The 15,604-nt window shown below is 58.1% G+C and carries 13 protein-coding genes and 1 pseudogene; 2 read left to right on the top strand and 12 right to left on the bottom strand.

The annotated features are described in order from the left end of the window. Window positions 1–8: 8 nt before the first annotated feature. The 12 genes and pseudogenes from RXV88_RS18545 to RXV88_RS18490 form a co-directional block, all read right to left on the bottom strand. Window positions 9–209 (bottom strand): hypothetical protein, encoded by a 201-nt coding sequence (locus RXV88_RS18545; RefSeq protein ID WP_316294992.1) that lies wholly within the window; start codon window positions 207–209, stop codon window positions 9–11. Next, window positions 187–1,635, bottom strand: coding sequence for a type II and III secretion system protein family protein (locus tag RXV88_RS18540; protein WP_316294991.1), 1,449 nt, complete (start codon window positions 1,633–1,635; stop codon window positions 187–189). The genes RXV88_RS18545 and RXV88_RS18540 overlap by 23 nt, the downstream gene beginning before the upstream one ends. A gap of 57 nt (window positions 1,636–1,692) precedes the next feature. Further along, entirely contained in the window at window positions 1,693–2,769 is a 1,077-nt protein-coding gene (gene cpaB, locus RXV88_RS18535) for a Flp pilus assembly protein CpaB (protein ID WP_316294990.1), read from the bottom strand. Between the two features lie 201 nt (window positions 2,770–2,970). Next, complete coding sequence (locus RXV88_RS18530; RefSeq protein ID WP_316294989.1) at window positions 2,971–3,189, bottom strand: hypothetical protein; 219 nt, start codon at window positions 3,187–3,189, stop codon at window positions 2,971–2,973. Between the two features lie 393 nt (window positions 3,190–3,582). Then, window positions 3,583–5,232, bottom strand: coding sequence for a pilus assembly protein TadG-related protein (locus tag RXV88_RS18525; protein ID WP_316294988.1), 1,650 nt, complete (start codon window positions 5,230–5,232; stop codon window positions 3,583–3,585). Window positions 5,233–5,330: 98 nt separating this feature from the next. Next, window positions 5,331–5,813: a prepilin peptidase gene (locus tag RXV88_RS18520; RefSeq protein WP_316294987.1), complete on the bottom strand. Its 483-nt coding sequence runs from the start codon at window positions 5,811–5,813 to the stop codon at window positions 5,331–5,333. Window positions 5,814–5,831: 18 nt separating this feature from the next. Continuing rightward, window positions 5,832–6,374 carry a hypothetical protein gene (locus RXV88_RS18515; RefSeq protein ID WP_316294986.1) on the bottom strand — a complete coding sequence of 181 codons (543 nt, stop codon included), beginning with the start codon at window positions 6,372–6,374 and terminating at the stop codon, window positions 5,832–5,834. A gap of 111 nt (window positions 6,375–6,485) precedes the next feature. Then, the gene (locus RXV88_RS18510) at window positions 6,486–8,282 is read right to left on the bottom strand and encodes a hypothetical protein (RefSeq protein WP_316294985.1); all 1,797 of its coding nucleotides are present in this window, start codon (window positions 8,280–8,282) and stop codon (window positions 6,486–6,488) included. A gap of 94 nt (window positions 8,283–8,376) precedes the next feature. Further along, window positions 8,377–9,966: an NAD(P)/FAD-dependent oxidoreductase gene (locus RXV88_RS18505; RefSeq protein WP_316294984.1), complete on the bottom strand. Its 1,590-nt coding sequence runs from the start codon at window positions 9,964–9,966 to the stop codon at window positions 8,377–8,379. 14 nt (window positions 9,967–9,980) lie between these two features. Then, entirely contained in the window at window positions 9,981–10,451 is a 471-nt protein-coding gene (locus RXV88_RS18500) for a GtrA family protein (protein ID WP_316294983.1), read from the bottom strand. 146 nt (window positions 10,452–10,597) lie between these two features. Beyond that, entirely contained in the window at window positions 10,598–11,905 is a 1,308-nt protein-coding gene (locus RXV88_RS18495) for an AAA family ATPase (RefSeq protein ID WP_316294982.1), read from the bottom strand. Window positions 11,906–12,205: 300 nt separating this feature from the next. After that, window positions 12,206–13,193 (bottom strand): annotated as a pseudogene (locus tag RXV88_RS18490) (IS5 family transposase); the annotation flags it as partial. On the opposite strand from RXV88_RS18490, the gene RXV88_RS18485 reads away from it, so the two are divergent. After that, window positions 13,119–14,408: a hypothetical protein gene (locus RXV88_RS18485; protein ID WP_316294981.1), complete on the top strand. Its 1,290-nt coding sequence runs from the start codon at window positions 13,119–13,121 to the stop codon at window positions 14,406–14,408. The pseudogene RXV88_RS18490 and the gene RXV88_RS18485 sit on opposite strands and share 75 nt — an antisense overlap. Window positions 14,409–14,570: 162 nt before the next feature. Beyond that, a complete protein-coding gene (locus RXV88_RS18480) occupies window positions 14,571–15,362 on the top strand; it encodes a pilus assembly protein N-terminal domain-containing protein (protein WP_316294980.1) in 792 nt (263 codons plus the stop codon). The last annotated feature ends 242 nt before the right edge of the window (window positions 15,363–15,604 follow it).

Here is a 15,604-nt window from a genome sequence, read left to right as displayed (position 1 = left end):
CGACGGCCTTAACCGCCCTTTTCGATATCCGTATTATAGGATTCCGGCGGCCACGCCTGAATGCTCTGAATCGCAGTGTTCGATTCATGTGCGTTTCCGGCACGTAACGCCACGCGATCGCGGTTATTCAGATAATCGCCGCAGCCGCCGAGCAGGATGGCCAGAGCAAAGGCGACAGCAACGCCCTTATTTCTTCTCGATGACGCCATCTTCGAACTCCAAATCTATGATATGGCCATAAGGTCCGACGACACCCTCGCCCTCGCGGAAACGGCGAAGCAGCGGTCTGTCGACTTCCATCATTCCAAGCAGGAAAAGCTCGATGTCGTTGGTCGACCGTGTGTCGTCCAGCGGGCTCGCGAGCTTTTCGTTCGGGGCGGTCGGCCGCACGAGGCGCGGCGTCACCAGGATGACCAGATCGGATTCCCGTTTCTGGAACCCGGTCGACCGGAACAGCGCGCCGATCACCGGAAGCTGCCCGAGCCAGGGCAATTGCTCGATATTGCGCGCATTGTTGGCTTGCAAAAGCCCCGCAATCGCGAAGCTTTGTCCGTCACGAAGCGAGACCGTGGTATCCGCACGCCGCGTGATGAAGGCCGGCTGACCGTTCACAAGGTTTGAGAAATCGACGTCCGAAACCTCCGGGGTGATCCTGAGATTGATGAGCCCCTCATCCAGCACGACAGGCTGGAAGTTCAGCCGGACCCCGTATTCCCTGTATCCGGTCTCGGTTCCGACGCTGCCATTGTCGCCAACGGTTGTCCTGCTGATCGGAATTTCACCGCCAACCACGAAATTCGCCTCGATCCCGCTGGTGGTGATGAGTTTGGGATTGGCGAGCCTGCGAGCGAGGCCCTTCGACTCTAGCGCATTGATAACAAAATCGATTTGGACGCCCGAGATTTCGAGAAGCTCGCCCACGAAAGACCCAAACGGCGTGCCGCCCGAAGTTCCGGATGACTGGGTCTGGAAGACGGGACGCCCGGTCGTTGCGCCAGCTCCCGTCAGGTTCACGCCGAGATTGCGGCCCGCGTTGCGTTCGACCTCGAGGATCCGCACGTCCAGTTCGACCTGCTGCGCGCTCTTGACCCGGATCCCGTTAATCACGGGGTTTTCGCCCGCGAATTGCTGCGCGATCTGCACAACACGGTTCAGGTCCACATTGTCCTTAACCTCTCCGCCAAGGCGAATACGGTTGTTGACGTTGTCGACGGTGACCCTGGAGCTTGGCACAGCGGACCTTATCGCGCGCTCCAACTCAGTGAAATCGTTCCGGACACGGACGTCGACCACCTCGAGCAGCTGCTTATCGACCGAATAGAGCGTGACGTTCGTCGTGCCGGTGGTCTTTGCCTGAACGTAGAGCGAGTTATCTGTCAAAGGAAACACGTCGATGACGGCAGTGTTCCCGATCAGAATGTCGGCAAACGGCTGATTGGTTTCTATGGTGAGCGTGGTTCCCGGCGCCATTTGGACCTTGGACACGATGCCATCGTCGATAATGATGTCCCGCACCTGCGCCTGTGCCTGAGAGGTGAAGGCGACAAAAGCGAGCAGCGCGGAGAGCACGCCCGCAAGCCTTGCACTGCGGAACCTCGCCGCAACAAGCCTGGCTTCCCTGCTAAGTTCTTTCATGTGATCAACCCGATTTCTTCCCGATGCCTCTGCATCTGTTTTTTCCTGCCGTCGTCGCTATTGCGTTACCTGTTCTTCCAGTTCTGCAGAGTCTTCCGCCTCTTCGTCACTTCGGTTCACTTTGTACTCGTTCCGTTGACCGTTTCGGATCACGCCGACCGTACTCTTCTCCGGAATGATGGGCGGCTTTTCGACGACCACTTCTTTGACGACTTCTTGTATAACAGGTTCCTTGTCTAGTTTCTCCTCGACGACGGAAATTTTCTCGGAAACTCCCTCGGAGAGGTCTTTTAGCAACTTTTCCAGCTCGTCCAGACGCGCGACTGACGGGTCGATCACCGGTTCTGCGGGTTCTTCTTCCTGATTTTGCCCCTGCACGAGGTCGTCGGCAAAATCGAGTTCGTCCAGGTCGTTGATCGTGATCCGCTCGCTTCTCTCGATGTCGGTCGATGCAAGATTTCTCAGCGTCAGGGAAAGTGTTCCGACCTGCGCACCAAGCACCAGTTTCTGTGCTTCTTCGGTGTTTACTTCGAACGTGACCGTTCGCACAACGCTCGGATTGTCTTGACGCTCATCGGATTTCTGATCGATCGCCAAGACTTTCACGCCTTGCAGCAGCACGTCGACGAAGTTGCCGCGGGTCAGAAGGACGTCCACGCGGTCGCCGGGCAGAACGAAGCCGGCAACACCCAAAACGTCGTTCACCCGGATCGAAACGGCCTTCTTGCCGGGGGCCAGGGCGGTCGAAAGCTTGGCCCGCTGCCCTGGAATGGTGACTTTGGATGTCAGCACGGGCTCCCCGATTGCGATAGACGTCAGGGCGAAACGCGCGGTTTCATCGGACTCGCCGATCACAAGGTCTTCAATCTTGACGAAGTGGCCGTCGGGCTTCAAAGAGCCGGACCATTCAATTTCCCGCACATTGGTCGAGTTGATCAATTCGCCGAATTGAATCGGCTCGCTTGCAACAACAATAGTGTCTTTCGGCGCTTCTTCTTGCGGCGCCGATTGCTGCTGTTGCAGAAGCGACATCAATTGAGCACGCTCTGTACTCAGCCAGGTCTGAGCTCCGTAGACTGCCGCACCCGCCAACAAAATGGCGATCAGAAGACTGACTATCGTAGAGAACCGCATCGCTGTTTCCTCAAGTACTCACTGCCCGGATTCCGCTCTCTTTGCATCCATCCCAGCATTCAGTTCACCGGATTGGACCAAGGCTTTTTTGACCAGGCTTAAACGTCAAACCGCCAAAACGATAACAAAGCTGATCCGGCCCGCCGGGCCGGATCATTTCCTTGATCATTCTATGGCCCATCTGCCATAGGCTCGTAGGCGTCAGGTCGGTAGCGCTGGCGGCGCGTTCAGACCAGTCAACCAGTCCGCCCAAGCTTGCCACCCCAACCCGAGGTTTTCGCCGAATGTAATCACCGCGATAACCACAACAGCGGTCAAAAGCCCCAGCAGAATCAGATATTCCGTAAGCGCCAGACCATCCTCTTCCCACCGTAGCCGATTGAAGAGCCCGCGCAAATAAACAAATCCGTTTACCATCATACTTCTCTCTCTAGTTGTAAGCTTGCACCCATTCCAACTGCTGTGAAAGCTTGTCATAGACTGCTCTACCAACAGCTACTGTCCAAATTTCGCCACAATGATGACACAAGTCAAAGCGAATAGTGCCAGCACCTTATTTTTCAGGGGAATGCGAAAAAATGTTGGCCTTGTGACAACATTGGTGCGGGGAGGTTGACAAAAATTCTCATTAAAGGTGATGTATTATTCAGAAAACAATTTATGCGCTAGTTAAATTTTCGTTCCGTGCCGAATCACCACTGATCGGATCCCACACAGGCTCAGGCGCAAGCGCCGAAACCGCTTTCCGAAGCACTTGAAGAAAGTGATCCAACCGTCAGAAACTACGGTTCAAATCCAGACGGCTCCATCCGATCATCGAACAAGAATAGCTTCTTCTCGCACAAAGGTCTCCAGCGTTCCGTTGCCGCCGTAGCCTGTGATGTCGATGATTTCGATGTCGATGGTGCTGTCGGTCGCAGGAGAATACCGGAACATCGGCCGGGTGAGAAAAACGCTCGCATAGCTGTTGACCACGTAAGTGTTCGATCCGCCGCCCTCGACGCTCTGGCTATTGCAATCGATGATTGCAATAGCGAAAACGCGAGGATCTTCTGCATCTGGATCGGTACTGGCCGGAGCTCCACACTGAGGCTCGCCAGTTTCGCCATCATCTGCGGGGGTCGAAGGATCGCCAGGCGCACGTGAGAGGTGCCAGTCGTTGGCGATTTCTGCGAGGTATACGTCGTATCGTGAGGGCGTCAGCCCTGTGAACGAGGATGTAACGTTTTGAGGATGCGGTTCATCTGACGTATCCGGCGGATTACTCGTGTTCACCCCATAATTCCTGGAGAAGTACTCGTTGATATCCCAGTTATGGTCGGCCCCCAGTGAATATCCCAGATCGCTTCCGGCGATAGAACTCATGCTGGAGTTGTCGGGCAGGCCATATGCATTGGAAATATTCGTGTTACTATTGAAAAGACCTGTCTCGAGGTCCATTACATGGTCATCCCCGATGACCGCACCCGGACCGCCGCCTGGGGAAGCCTCATTGCCACCCTGCGCGACACAATCGTTAAAGTTGGGGCCGTTTATCGCAGGTGCCGCGCCCTTGCGGACATTCTTCGCAGGAACCGGTTGGAAGCTGCCGGGCGGGCCGCCACCACTGTACTGACCCCAATAAATATCAAACCGTGTGTTGATGCCCTGGCGAATGGCGTCGGACGCCCCAGGTTTGGTAGTAACCGTCTCATTTGAGTAGCAAGAATAATTGGTCGCCCCAGCAAAAAGGTCGTTGATCGCATCCGCGCCCGGGTTGCCGGGCATGGACAAGAAGCCGAAGTTACCGGGCGATTGGGTTAGACCGCCCGGCGGATGCAAGCGGATCATGCGGCCATGAAGATTTCCTAAGGCGAATTCAACCTGCAACTGGTCGCCGTCGATGTCCGTGTCTTCTTCGAACGGGTTGCACATATAGATTGGCGGCACGTCGCAAGCGGCGGATGTAGACTTTGCGACGGCTGTTGCAACGATAGGAACTGAAGATGGCAAGAGGTTGACCGGGTTCAGGAAAACCGTCTCGAGGTTCTGCGACTGCGCCCGGACATATATATAATTTGCATCCGGACTGAAGTTCGTGCTGTTCGCCGCGAGCCACGCGCTATCGATCGGAGTCGTGTCAAATTCAGGAATATCTTCCAGAAAGGCGACCTGAAATTCGTTCCCGGCCACATCCTCGTAGACCAATTCGATTTCGACATCATCGCCTTCCTTGGCCAGCATGCTGACAGTATTCGTCAGGTTCGACATCGCCGCCTTGGCGCGTGGGATCGCATTGACGCCGCCGTCAAGCTCCCGCGCACCAGCCAGGGCGAGCGAATCCGCCGCCGCGGCGAGGTCCGCGTGAGCGTTATTCCCGCGGCCGGCATCGATGATCAACAGGCCAAACCCGATAAAGATCGGTAGGATAATCAAGGCGAAGGTCAGCACGAAGCCCTCTTCGGAACGCATGAACTTGCTCATCAACAACCCTCACAACATGATTCAATAGGCATGAATTTGGAACACTTCCATTTTTTAGCGTCTCACAGGCGCGGCATTCGATCAAGATGGGCTGTTTGTCACGTGAAGGCCCGCCAAAGAAGTGAAGGGATGGCTGCCGCAGCAATGGGAATGCTGTAGGGCGCCCGACCGCTTTGCGCGATGTCACGCAGTCTGCCGATTATCATGCCTGGCGCTCTTGAGCGTTTTGCGAGGGCCAGCGTCACCGCGAAGAGAACCGAAGCGACCAGGAGCAAGGCGGCATAAACTGCCAGGGCTTTGTAGCCGATCAGCAAACCAAGCGCCGCAGAGAGTTTGACGTCACCCGCGCCCATCGCGCCTGCAAGCCACATCGCAAGGGTAAGAAGAAACAGGATCAAAGCGGCAAGCAGATCGCCGGGCAGTGTTGCGCCGCCCATCAACGCCGCCCACGCCACGTACAAGCCGACCAGCGCCAGCGATGCTCTGTTCCGGATCTTGAGGTTCCAGAAATCGTCTCTGACGATCTGGAGCAGGACGGTTATGGCCGCCAGAAGAATGGCGTCGCCCAAAAGTCCTGTCATGTGGTCGAAGACCTTCGCCTAGATACCCTTCAGGTCGCCCGCCGCCCGCTTGGGGAAGCTCACCGAGTTCCGAAGGAGCTCCAGATTATTTGCCGCATATTCGTTCGACGGGTCGATTTCATAGGCTTTCAGGAAATGCCGGCGCGCGCCCATCAGGTCGCCGCGCAGCAACAGGGAGTACCCATAGTTGTTGTGGAACTCGATCCTGTTGCCGATGATCGGCTGCAGCTTTCGGTAGGCATAATCCGCGCGGTCGAATCTGCGAAGCATGTCCGCCGACGCCGCGAACCCAAGCCACGCAGCCGGATCGTCGGGATAGACGTCAAGCGCTTTCTTGAATTTCGTGTATGCGCGCCCGTAGGCCTCGTCCCGGAACAATACCTTGCCCACGACGATGGGATCGTCACTGGGATAGTATTCCCGGTTGGACGTGTCTGCCAGCGACTTGAAGTTTTCGCTGAAGGCCGAGTTCTCGCACGAGGACAATGCGAAAACGATGAAAATGCTGAGTAGTGCCCGGCCCATTTCAATTCCCCAACGTCGCGATTGACCTTCACGCAATGGAACCTGCGCGCGGCCGCGTTAACCTTTTCGGAGAATATGCAGCAAATTTTCGGCGCGGGACAAGTGATTGTGATCATGTCAGGTGGAAAGTGCGATGAATATGCTACATCAGCCGTCCGCCGGGCGCGTGCGGCGAACAACCAGATCCGCGCATTCGTAGAGGTAAACTGTCCGCGCCGGGGCCTCGCTTGGGATGCTCCAAGACGGCGCCGCAAGCGATCCGACCGGTTCACTCAACACGATCACGTCGAGTTCAGGCAGGTTTTCGCAAACTTTTTTCATCGCCGGCTCCAAAGGCCCGCCGGCGCCCGGATCGCGCACCACCGGGCAGGCTCGGGCGAGCTCGGGCCGGAAATCGAATGTCTTGAGCGGGAGCAGCGCCTTTGCGCGGCGCTCGAACTCCAATCCCTGCTCTTCGAAAAACAGCGAGCCGGATTTCTGATTGCAGGAATAGAATTGCGGCTGATGGAGCTTGAACCACATCACCGGCAGCCCGTCTTCCCAATAGACGGTTCGCCCGCGCAACCGCTGTGCCAGATCGGACGGCAGGTGGCGGTAGGACTCGATGTACTTTTGCCAGGGGGTTCTGGCGTCGTATGTCCAGAGCCCCACGGCAAGAGCCACGCAGACGACACCAAGCGCATGGGCGGCGGCGAGCCGCGTGACCGCCAAAACCAGCAGACCAGCGAGCAGGATTCGCGACAGGGACAGCAAGGCATCGCCACCGTCGAATTGTATCCGGCTGAAGATCAAGCTTGCGACCCCCAGAACTGTCAGCGTCGCGGCAGCCAGCGCGAATGCCCCCACCCAACGCCACATCAAACCGTCACGTTCGCTCCATTGATAAAGAAGGCTCAGCAACGCCAGAATCGCCGAAAACGCAGGCATCGTGGAGAGAAAGTGCTCGGCCACGTTGACCCCGAGCGTCACCACAAAAAGCCACCGTCCTGCTGACCCAAACCGCCCGTCCAGAAACACACGCAGGGCCATAAGGTTACCCAAAAGCGTCAACCAGCCAAGCGCTCGCCATGGCTGAATGACGCTGATCAGGCGGTTTCCGATCAGATCGGCCCCGAAACCGGCGACGATCAGGCCAAGGCCGGCAACAAGCAGAGTCGCCCGCGCCAGAGCGCCCGAGCGCGCTTCGCCACATTTTAAGGTCATGACCAGAAAGAAGAAAGGTAGCGCCGGGACGACGAAAAACCGGTAACCCCAACTGCTGGGAAATCCCAGCGACTCGTAGGCCAGCAGATGCGCGACCCAGGCGGGAGAGCGGGTTTCGAAAAGCCAAGCGAACGGACCGATCCCCGTCAGCCCCAACGTGGCGGCCATTGCGGCCAGCACCGCTGCCACGGCCAGGAACTTGCCGACGCTCCGTAGCAGCAACGCCAGCCATATGCCCGCGGCGCCCATCGCGACGAGTGGATGAACCGCCGCCGCGATCAGAAGCGCGGCCAGTCCGATGATGGGGCGGCGGAAAAAGACGCTGGCGATGGCCAGCATCCCCAGACCTTCGGCCGCTACGCGCCCAGTGACGAAGGGTTCGCCGTAAGACAGAACCCCATTTCCATAATGGGGGGCAAGCGCCAGCACCAGCATGAAGGCCAGCACCCTGTGGTGCCAGTTCGCATAGAGCGCGACGATCAGGATCCAGAGCGACCCGAGCCAGAAGAGTGTCAGAACGACAAGCACCCGGATCATCGCCCCGATCAGCCCGAACGTCTCGATCAGCGCCGCCAGCAGGGATGGAAACAGCGAAAACCGGGCCTGGTTGCCGGCGATGAAGGTCAGGTCCTTGTCGATCGACCCGATATCGGCCCGCACCAGGGCCTGCGCCGCATAGAGCATCGCGTCATGTACCAGCATCCCCGAAAGCGGCCGCGACAACAGGTAGGTCGCGGCCATGGCCAAAAGACCCAACGCCACTGGAAAGCTCGTCTGGCCAGGGCTTGACGACCGAGGGGTTTCCAAGATGCTCAACCTTTTGCCTGTCCCGTGGTTACGACTTTTTCTCGTGATATTCCTGCTCGGTGTTGATGTTCCACATCGCGTCGCGCGTGTCCTCGCCCGCGATGATCCCGTCGACTGCGACCATGGCGCTGAGAATCGAGTGATCCTGGTTGTTGTAGCGGTGCATCCCGTTGCGGCCGACGCAGTAGAGATTGTCGAAAGTCGAGACGTAGTCGCGGATCACGTGGAACCGGTCGTAGGTTCCAAAGTAGGCGGGATAGGCTTTCTTGGTGCGGGCCACGACCGAGTCCAGGACATCGCCCTGCGCGGCGACGCCGAGGGCCTCGAGCTCGGAAATCGCGAAGGCCTTTATCTGATCGTCGTGCATCGACCAGAAATCGTCGCTCTCGTTGACGAAATATTCCAGCCCGATCCAGATCGTGTCCGGATCGGCCACCAGATAGGGGCTCCAGTTGTTGAAAATCTGCAACCGCCCGACCTGCACGTCCGGTTCCTGGATGTAGATCCAGTTGTCTGGCACCTTGTCGGCCAGGCTGGCCGCATCGACACCACCGGCCAGCGTCAGACGTTTCAGCAAGACACCGACGGTGATGAAATCGCGGTAGGTCAGCCCGTCCGACACGCTCTGGACCGTCTCGGGCGCAGCTGGTTGCCAGCCCCGGACCAGTTCCTGAACCGGCATCGAGGAAAATATCAGGTCGCCGCGGATCGTTTCGGTGCCGCCATCGGGCTGTCTGATGTCCAGCGCGGTGATCCGGCCCTCTTCATGATGAACGCCCGTGACGCAGGTGTTCATGTGAACCTCTCCGCCGTTGTCCTCGACCTTGCGCGCGACGATCTCCCAAAGCTGGCCGGGACCGAGCTTGGGATAGAGAAACCGTTCGATCAGGCTGGTTTCCATGTCTTTCTGGGAAAGGTCCCTCCGCCCGGGCCGGACCTTTTTCAGCACATGCGCGACAAGAGCGGAAATCGAAACGCCCTTGATCCGCTGCGCACCCCAGTCCGCGGGGATTTCCTCGCACGGAACGCCCCAGACCTTTTCGGTGTAGTTCTTGAAAAAGGTGTCGTAAAGCGTCACGCCGAACCGGTTGATGATGTAATCGCGCAAGGTCAGCTCGGGCCGGATTGGGGACAGCCGCGCCTTGGCGTAACTCAGGATGATCCCGACAGTCTGGCTCAGGCCCAGGTTGGCGAAGGTTTGCCAGGAAAACTTGATCGGGTAGCTGTAGAACTTGCGGCCGAAGAGAATCCGGGACACCCGGCTGCGAACCAGCATCACCTCATCCTCGGTTTCGGGATCCGCGCCCGCGCCCGCGACATCGACGTCGCGATGCTGGTTCTGATAGCTGATCGTCAGGGGGCCCTTGCCAGCGCCGCCGCGTTCGAGCGGCATCATCCGGGCCCACCAGTCCATAACCCGATCGGACTTGGAAAAGAACCTGTGCCCCCCGATGTCGATACGGTTGCCCTTGTAGGTGATGGTCTTCGAAATGCCGCCGACCTGGTCATCCGCTTCGAAAACGACGGGCTTGATATCGCTTCGCGTGGCCAATTCATAGGCAGCGGTTAGCCCCGCCGGTCCCCCGCCTACGATTAGGGCGATTTTCTGACTTGCCATGAACTGCCTGCTCGTCAATTTCCGCTGGTTTGCAGACCCGTTTCCAACGAAGCCAGAGCCGCACCACCCGATGCCTTTTTCCGGAAACTCACATATTTATGCGCGAAATACGAATAAATTGCGGTCAGGCCGACAGCAACGGAATGTGCCGTGGTCTCTTCAGCAACAGTGATTGCCTTCGGAAGCGGCAGTACGAGCAGGTGAGAGTACACCAGAAGGTTCGACAATCCGGCCGTGAGCATGAGGCCCCCGATCGAGACGGCAAGAAAATCGGGAAGCTGGGTTCTGGCTGCACGGTCCGTGGCATCGAAGGTGAACCGCCGGTTCAGCACGAAACTGACTCCCATCCCCGAAAGGAAGGCGCAGGAAACGCTGAAGGTGTAACCGAACACGCCGTTCAGACCGCCGATCCCATACAAAAGATAGCCGATGGCGAGATTCACAAGCGCGGCAAAACCGGAACACAGTATAAAGAGATGAAACATGGGTACTGTCCTGCGAACGCCGATGGAATGTACCCGCCAGACCGGCTCCACTCAAGCACACGTGGGGAAAAGCACTGTTTCCTGAAACACTTACTTAACCATGTTCTGCGCCAGCCGCCGGGTGGGTACCAAAGGATATGCTGTTGTCAGGCACCAAATGTGCGTTGGGCCCAGGACTTGTCAGGGCTGCCGCGGCGCTTTGATTTGCTAACGTTCTTCCAGGCAATCTGAAGCAACTCTTCCGAAAGTTCCACCGGCCGGTCGAGATACCGGCACGCGGCCTTGATGTGCTGCAGCAGAAACCCGGGATGCGCGCCCGAGGTCACGACGTTCTGGTCCTCGTATTCCCGCTTGAAAAAGCTGCTGACGACGTCGCGCCGCCAGACCAGCCCGTACAATTGGCAGGCGTCTTCGAAGATTTGCATGTAATCGTCCGGTGTCGGAGACGGGACGAAGATCTTGAAATAGATGCGCCGAAGCGATGCGGCGTCGCCAAGCTCTTCCGGCAGCATGTTCGACGAAAAGACCACGAGCTGGTCGAAGGGAACGGTGAATTTCTTGCCGGTGTGCAACGACATGATGTCGAATCCCTTTTCCAGCGGAACGATCCAGCGGTTCAGGAACTCTTGCGGTGTCGAACTCTGCCGCCCAAAATCGTCGAGAACAAAGACGCCACCCAGTGCTTTCAGGTGCATCGGGGCTTCGTAAAACCGGGCCGTCGGCTCAAAGGAAAGATCCAGCATGTCAAGCGTCAGTTCCCCGCCGGCAATGACGACCGGACGTTTGCAGGGAACCCACCGGCCATCCAGCGGCTCGGCGTCTTCAGGCAGGTCAGCGACCTCGTGCAGGGTTTCGTCGAAGAACCGGATGATCTGCGCGCCCACGACAACGGCATAGGGAAAGAACACCGTGTCGTGAAAGGAGCGTCCCAGCGCTTCGGCGATCGAAGTCTTGCCGTTGCCCGGCTCACCATAAAGCAGAACCGACCGCCCGGAATTCGCCGCCGGACCCAGCTGAGACATCATGCCCTTTGGGATCACCAGATGGCTGAGTGTCTTCTCCAGATCGTTGCGATGCACTTCCTCATGCGAAATCGACTGGCGTTCGATCTGGCGTTGAAACTGCGCCAGCGAGACCGGCGCCGGCCCAATGTATTGCGACACCAGCATGGCCTCGAGCGCCCACTTCCGTCCGGCGTCCGTCAGGGAGTATCGAATGTCGGACTTGATATCCGCGGATTCCAGACCTTGGGACTCGACCAGGTTCAGCGCGGTCATTTCCGTGATGAGCTGGCGGCAGACAAGTTTGGGCAGCCTGATCACGCCGGAAATGTCCGCCGGGGTCATGGTGCCGCCTTCGTAGAGGATCTTGCACGTCAGCCCGATCAGGAAGCCTGGGTTCAGGCCGGTTTCTTCGATGGTCTTCGGAGGCGCTTGGTGTTCGAAACGGTTCAAATCGGTCTCTCGTGGGCACTTTTGGTTAAATGTCGCGACGAGTGTGCGGGACAATCGCCGTCGCGACAAATGCTTTCTGATCTTTGGTGAAACTTGCCTCCGTCATGAATCCCAAAAACCGCAGAACGCCCGAATGCCTCATCCAGGCCGCAGCCAGAAAGTGATTTCTTCGACGCAATTCTGGGAAGGAACGAAGATCTCCTTCGGTTTCAGCGATGTTGCGCTAGGATCGGAACCACCTGAAAGGGCGTTGTTGCATAAATCAGCCAAGGGGCGGACTTCCCCTTTCCCCGGACGGATTTACTCTACGGCCACGGTGACGGGTATGCCAAGCGCGGTGTAGCCGTTCAGCACGGCGATGCGGACCTGCAATTCCGCGACCTGACGATCGAAGTCTCGAGCCATCAATGACTGACCAAGCAGCTTGATGCAGTTCATCTTGGACTCGACACGGCTCCTGCGGTGATAACCGCTCCATCGTTGCCAGATAGCGCGACCCAGGTACTTTGAGGCTCGCAGAGCTTCGTTGCGTGCGACGGCGCCCGGGCTCGTCGGTTTCCATGGCTTGGCGTTTTTTCGGGGCGGTATGACAGCGGCGGCGTTTCGAGCGGCAATTGCTTCGTGGCACTTTCGGGTGTCGTAGGCACCTTCGGCGGTGACGCTACCGATCTTCTGATCCGGCGGGATCTGCTCCAGCAGTTCCGGTAGGACAGGTGCATCTCCGATGTTGCTTCCGGTGATCTCCCCTCGGGGCAGATTTGCGATGCAAATCGCCTGCCGGGCAATGGACGGCCCGGACTTCCAGCGTTTCTTCATCGATGCCCCTCTCGGCAGATTGCTGCGCAATCGCCTGCCGGGCAGTGGATGTGTATCTTGCGCCATAGACGGCGTTTAGCACCACCGTGCTTGCGGGCGTTCCATTCCCCTTCGCCTTCGGCCTTGATGCCGGTGCTGTCCACTGCCCGGCAGGGCATCACGAAGTGATGTCCCGAGAGGGGATCAGCAGGTTCAGTGGTCCCTTACCGCCACGATAGGGGATGCTAACGTTCAGCGTTCGTTGACGGCGGCACAGGGTGCTGAAGTCCGGTACCACCCAGTCCAAACCGACAAGCTCAAACAGGCTTTGCACGAACCCCGTCGTCTGGCGCAACGGCATGCCGAAGAGCACCTTCATTGTCAGACATGTCTGGATCGCCGCGTCGCTGAAACTCGGATGTCGGCCACGCTTGCCTGTCGGTGGTGGTCGCCAGGTCATCTCTGGATCAAACCAGATCGAAACGGGCTCGCGATCGGCGCGGTCATTGCGCTTTCACTCGCCGTCGGTCTGGAAACCTTTGTATTTCTCTGCGTCGCCGGAGCGATCCTGACCTGGGATTACATCCGAGACCGGCCGTTTTCTGAAACCCGGCTGCTCGGAGTCGGAACGGGTCTTGGCGCTCTGGCCCCTGTACTTTTTGTCGCGCAGACATCGCCTGCCGAATGGGGGCGCGTTGCCTGCGACGCCCTGTCCGCGCCGTATCTGGCCTTGACCCTCAGGGCGCTGCTCTTTTCCCTGGGCGCCGCGCTGCTGCTGCACCGCCTGCGGCGATGGCCTGTGCGCGCGCTTTATACCCTCATCTCGGTTGGCCTGCTTCTGGTCGCGGCATTCCCGCTATACTCGGCCTGCCTGTCCGGACCGCTGTCCCAGGCCGACCCTTTGGCGCGACGTCTGGTCATAGACACGGTGTCGGAAAACATGTCCGCCTTCGAGATGATCCGCGACAGAAAAGGTATGGCGATTGCAATTCTGGTTCCGCATCTGCTGATCACCGTATCGGTTCTGTGGCTCTGGCTGACCTCTGCTAGCGCGCGGCGTGCTTGGGGAATTCTGGCCGTCTTCCTGCTGCTGGGCACCGCTGGCACCTTCTACCAGTTTCGCGCCATGCCCTGGGGCGGCGCGGTGCAGATGGTGGCGTTCGGCGCCATCCTCGCGGCGCTGCTTCAATCCCGGCGGATCCGGTCCGCCATTCTTCGCCTCGGCCTCTTGGTCGTCTTCGTCATCCTCGTCATGGTGCCGCAGGTCATCACCGCGCTCATCAACACCTCGGCCCGTGCCTCCACCGGAGCGAAGCCGAACCTCGGTCCGGCCTTCAGTGTGCCCGACCGTCAATGCCTGACACAAAACGCGCTGGCGCAGCTCGACGGACTACCGCCGGCGACGATCATGTCACCTCTGAACATGGGCACGCGCATTCTTCTCTTCACAGATCACAGCGTGACTTCTGTGCCCTATCATCGCAGCGGCGCAGCAATGCTCAACGGCGTATTGCCCTTTGCAGGTTCGCCAGAGGCCGCATTGCAAAGGTTCGTCGAATACAAGGCGGATTATGTCGTGATCTGCAGCGGAACGCGATTTGCCGACGGCTCTTTCGGGAAGATACTGCAAACCGGCCCGCTTCCCGGCTGGTTGCAGCGTGTTTCGGAAATTGACGCCCCCATCTCTGCCTTCCAGGTTGTCCGGTAGGGCAGGCGCAAGGTTTCAAGGCGCCGCCCATCCAGCCTTCCGATACCGACGGGCAACGCTCCGAGACCTGGTTATGCACAGTCCTTTGACAGGATCTCAAAGTCGGTTAGCATGTTTTTCGAAGCTGTTGAGGAAGCAGTCATTGGATGGAGGCAAAAATCCATGAATAAGAAATCCGCCGTAAGGAATTTCCACAGATTTCGGAAAGCTGGCTTCTGCGGCATCCTGGCCGTCTGCACAGCGGCAGCTACGCTCACCTTCGCGACCAAGGCGCATGCGCAGGAAACCTCCATCAGCCGTGTCAGTCTGAGCACGGAAACCAAGCAGCGCATGGTCCTGTCGCCGGGGATAATCTGGACGGTGTATTTTGACGACGCCTACAAGAACGTGGCGATCGGCGACACAAGGGTCGTGGATGCGTTTCCGCTTACGGAATCGTCTTTGTACATCCAGACGAAGGAAGTCGGGCTTACGAACCTCACAATCTTCGGCGAACAGGACGAATATATGGGCGAGATCGAAATTCAGATCGCGATCGACAAGGTGGAGCCCAAGCTTCAAGCCCTGATCAATGACGCCGTTCCGGGGTCAACAATCTCTGTCAGCGTCATAAACAATCGGATTTACCTCAAGGGAAACGTCGCAAAGCCTGACGACATTCCCATCGTGCTCGACATCGCGCAAACATATGCCGCTTCATCAGAGCCTTTGGTATATTCGATTTCTTACCCCGAACACATCAATCCAAGAACAACCATCCGCGTCATTCGTGATGGCGGGGCAACACCCTACACGACGGCCATCGGCGGAGTGGAAAACACGGGGAACGTCCTGATCCAGTACGGGACGATCAAGGCGAGGAAAAGTGAAGATTTCGATACATCGGAGGACACGGATCAAAATCGGCCGGTTGTCATAAACATCGGCGGTCAGGAAAGTACTCCCAGCAACTAAGGGTCCATTTTGCCGGGCCTTTGCACCCGTCGGGCCGTGTTGGGTTGAGCCGCTGAGCCTCTGCCATGTCGGGGGAAAGGTCGCGGTCGACCTAACGGGCCGCGAGCGCTATAGACAATTTATGTAAAGAAAACTGCGAGCCTCTTGCAAATCAATTGAAGATGGCTAAAGCGTCATCCTTGAAATCTGAATCGATGGGATTTCCACGTGCCGGATTTTGTGATTCACCATATGTGGAGGTG

The sequence above is a fragment of the Aestuariicoccus sp. MJ-SS9 genome (assembly GCF_032586235.1).
Lineage (GTDB): Bacteria > Pseudomonadota > Alphaproteobacteria > Rhodobacterales > Rhodobacteraceae > Aestuariicoccus.
The sequence above is the reverse complement of the archived record's forward strand: the minus strand, read 5'-3'. Positions and strand labels throughout refer to the sequence as shown.

Bases quoted from the DNA above. Each gene is read 5' to 3' on its own strand.
- RXV88_RS18500 (WP_316294983.1), bottom strand. From the start codon at position 10,451: ATGTTTCATCTCTTTATACTGTGTTCCGGTTTTGCCGCGCTTGTGAAT.
- RXV88_RS18505 (WP_316294984.1), bottom strand. From the start codon at position 9,966: ATGGCAAGTCAGAAAATCGCCCTAATCGTAGGCGGGGGACCGGCGGGG.
- RXV88_RS18510 (WP_316294985.1), bottom strand. From the start codon at position 8,282: ATGGCCGCGACCTACCTGTTGTCGCGGCCGCTTTCGGGGATGCTGGTA.
- RXV88_RS18485 (WP_316294981.1), top strand. From the start codon at position 13,119: ATGTCGGCCACGCTTGCCTGTCGGTGGTGGTCGCCAGGTCATCTCTGG.
- RXV88_RS18525 (WP_316294988.1), bottom strand. From the start codon at position 5,232: ATGAGCAAGTTCATGCGTTCCGAAGAGGGCTTCGTGCTGACCTTCGCC.
- RXV88_RS18530 (WP_316294989.1), bottom strand. From the start codon at position 3,189: ATGATGGTAAACGGATTTGTTTATTTGCGCGGGCTCTTCAATCGGCTA.
- RXV88_RS18545 (WP_316294992.1), bottom strand. From the start codon at position 209: ATGGCGTCATCGAGAAGAAATAAGGGCGTTGCTGTCGCCTTTGCTCTG.
- RXV88_RS18540 (WP_316294991.1), bottom strand. From the start codon at position 1,635: ATGAAAGAACTTAGCAGGGAAGCCAGGCTTGTTGCGGCGAGGTTCCGC.
- RXV88_RS18480 (WP_316294980.1), top strand. From the start codon at position 14,571: ATGAATAAGAAATCCGCCGTAAGGAATTTCCACAGATTTCGGAAAGCT.
- cpaB (WP_316294990.1), bottom strand. From the start codon at position 2,769: ATGCGGTTCTCTACGATAGTCAGTCTTCTGATCGCCATTTTGTTGGCG.
- RXV88_RS18520 (WP_316294987.1), bottom strand. From the start codon at position 5,813: ATGACAGGACTTTTGGGCGACGCCATTCTTCTGGCGGCCATAACCGTC.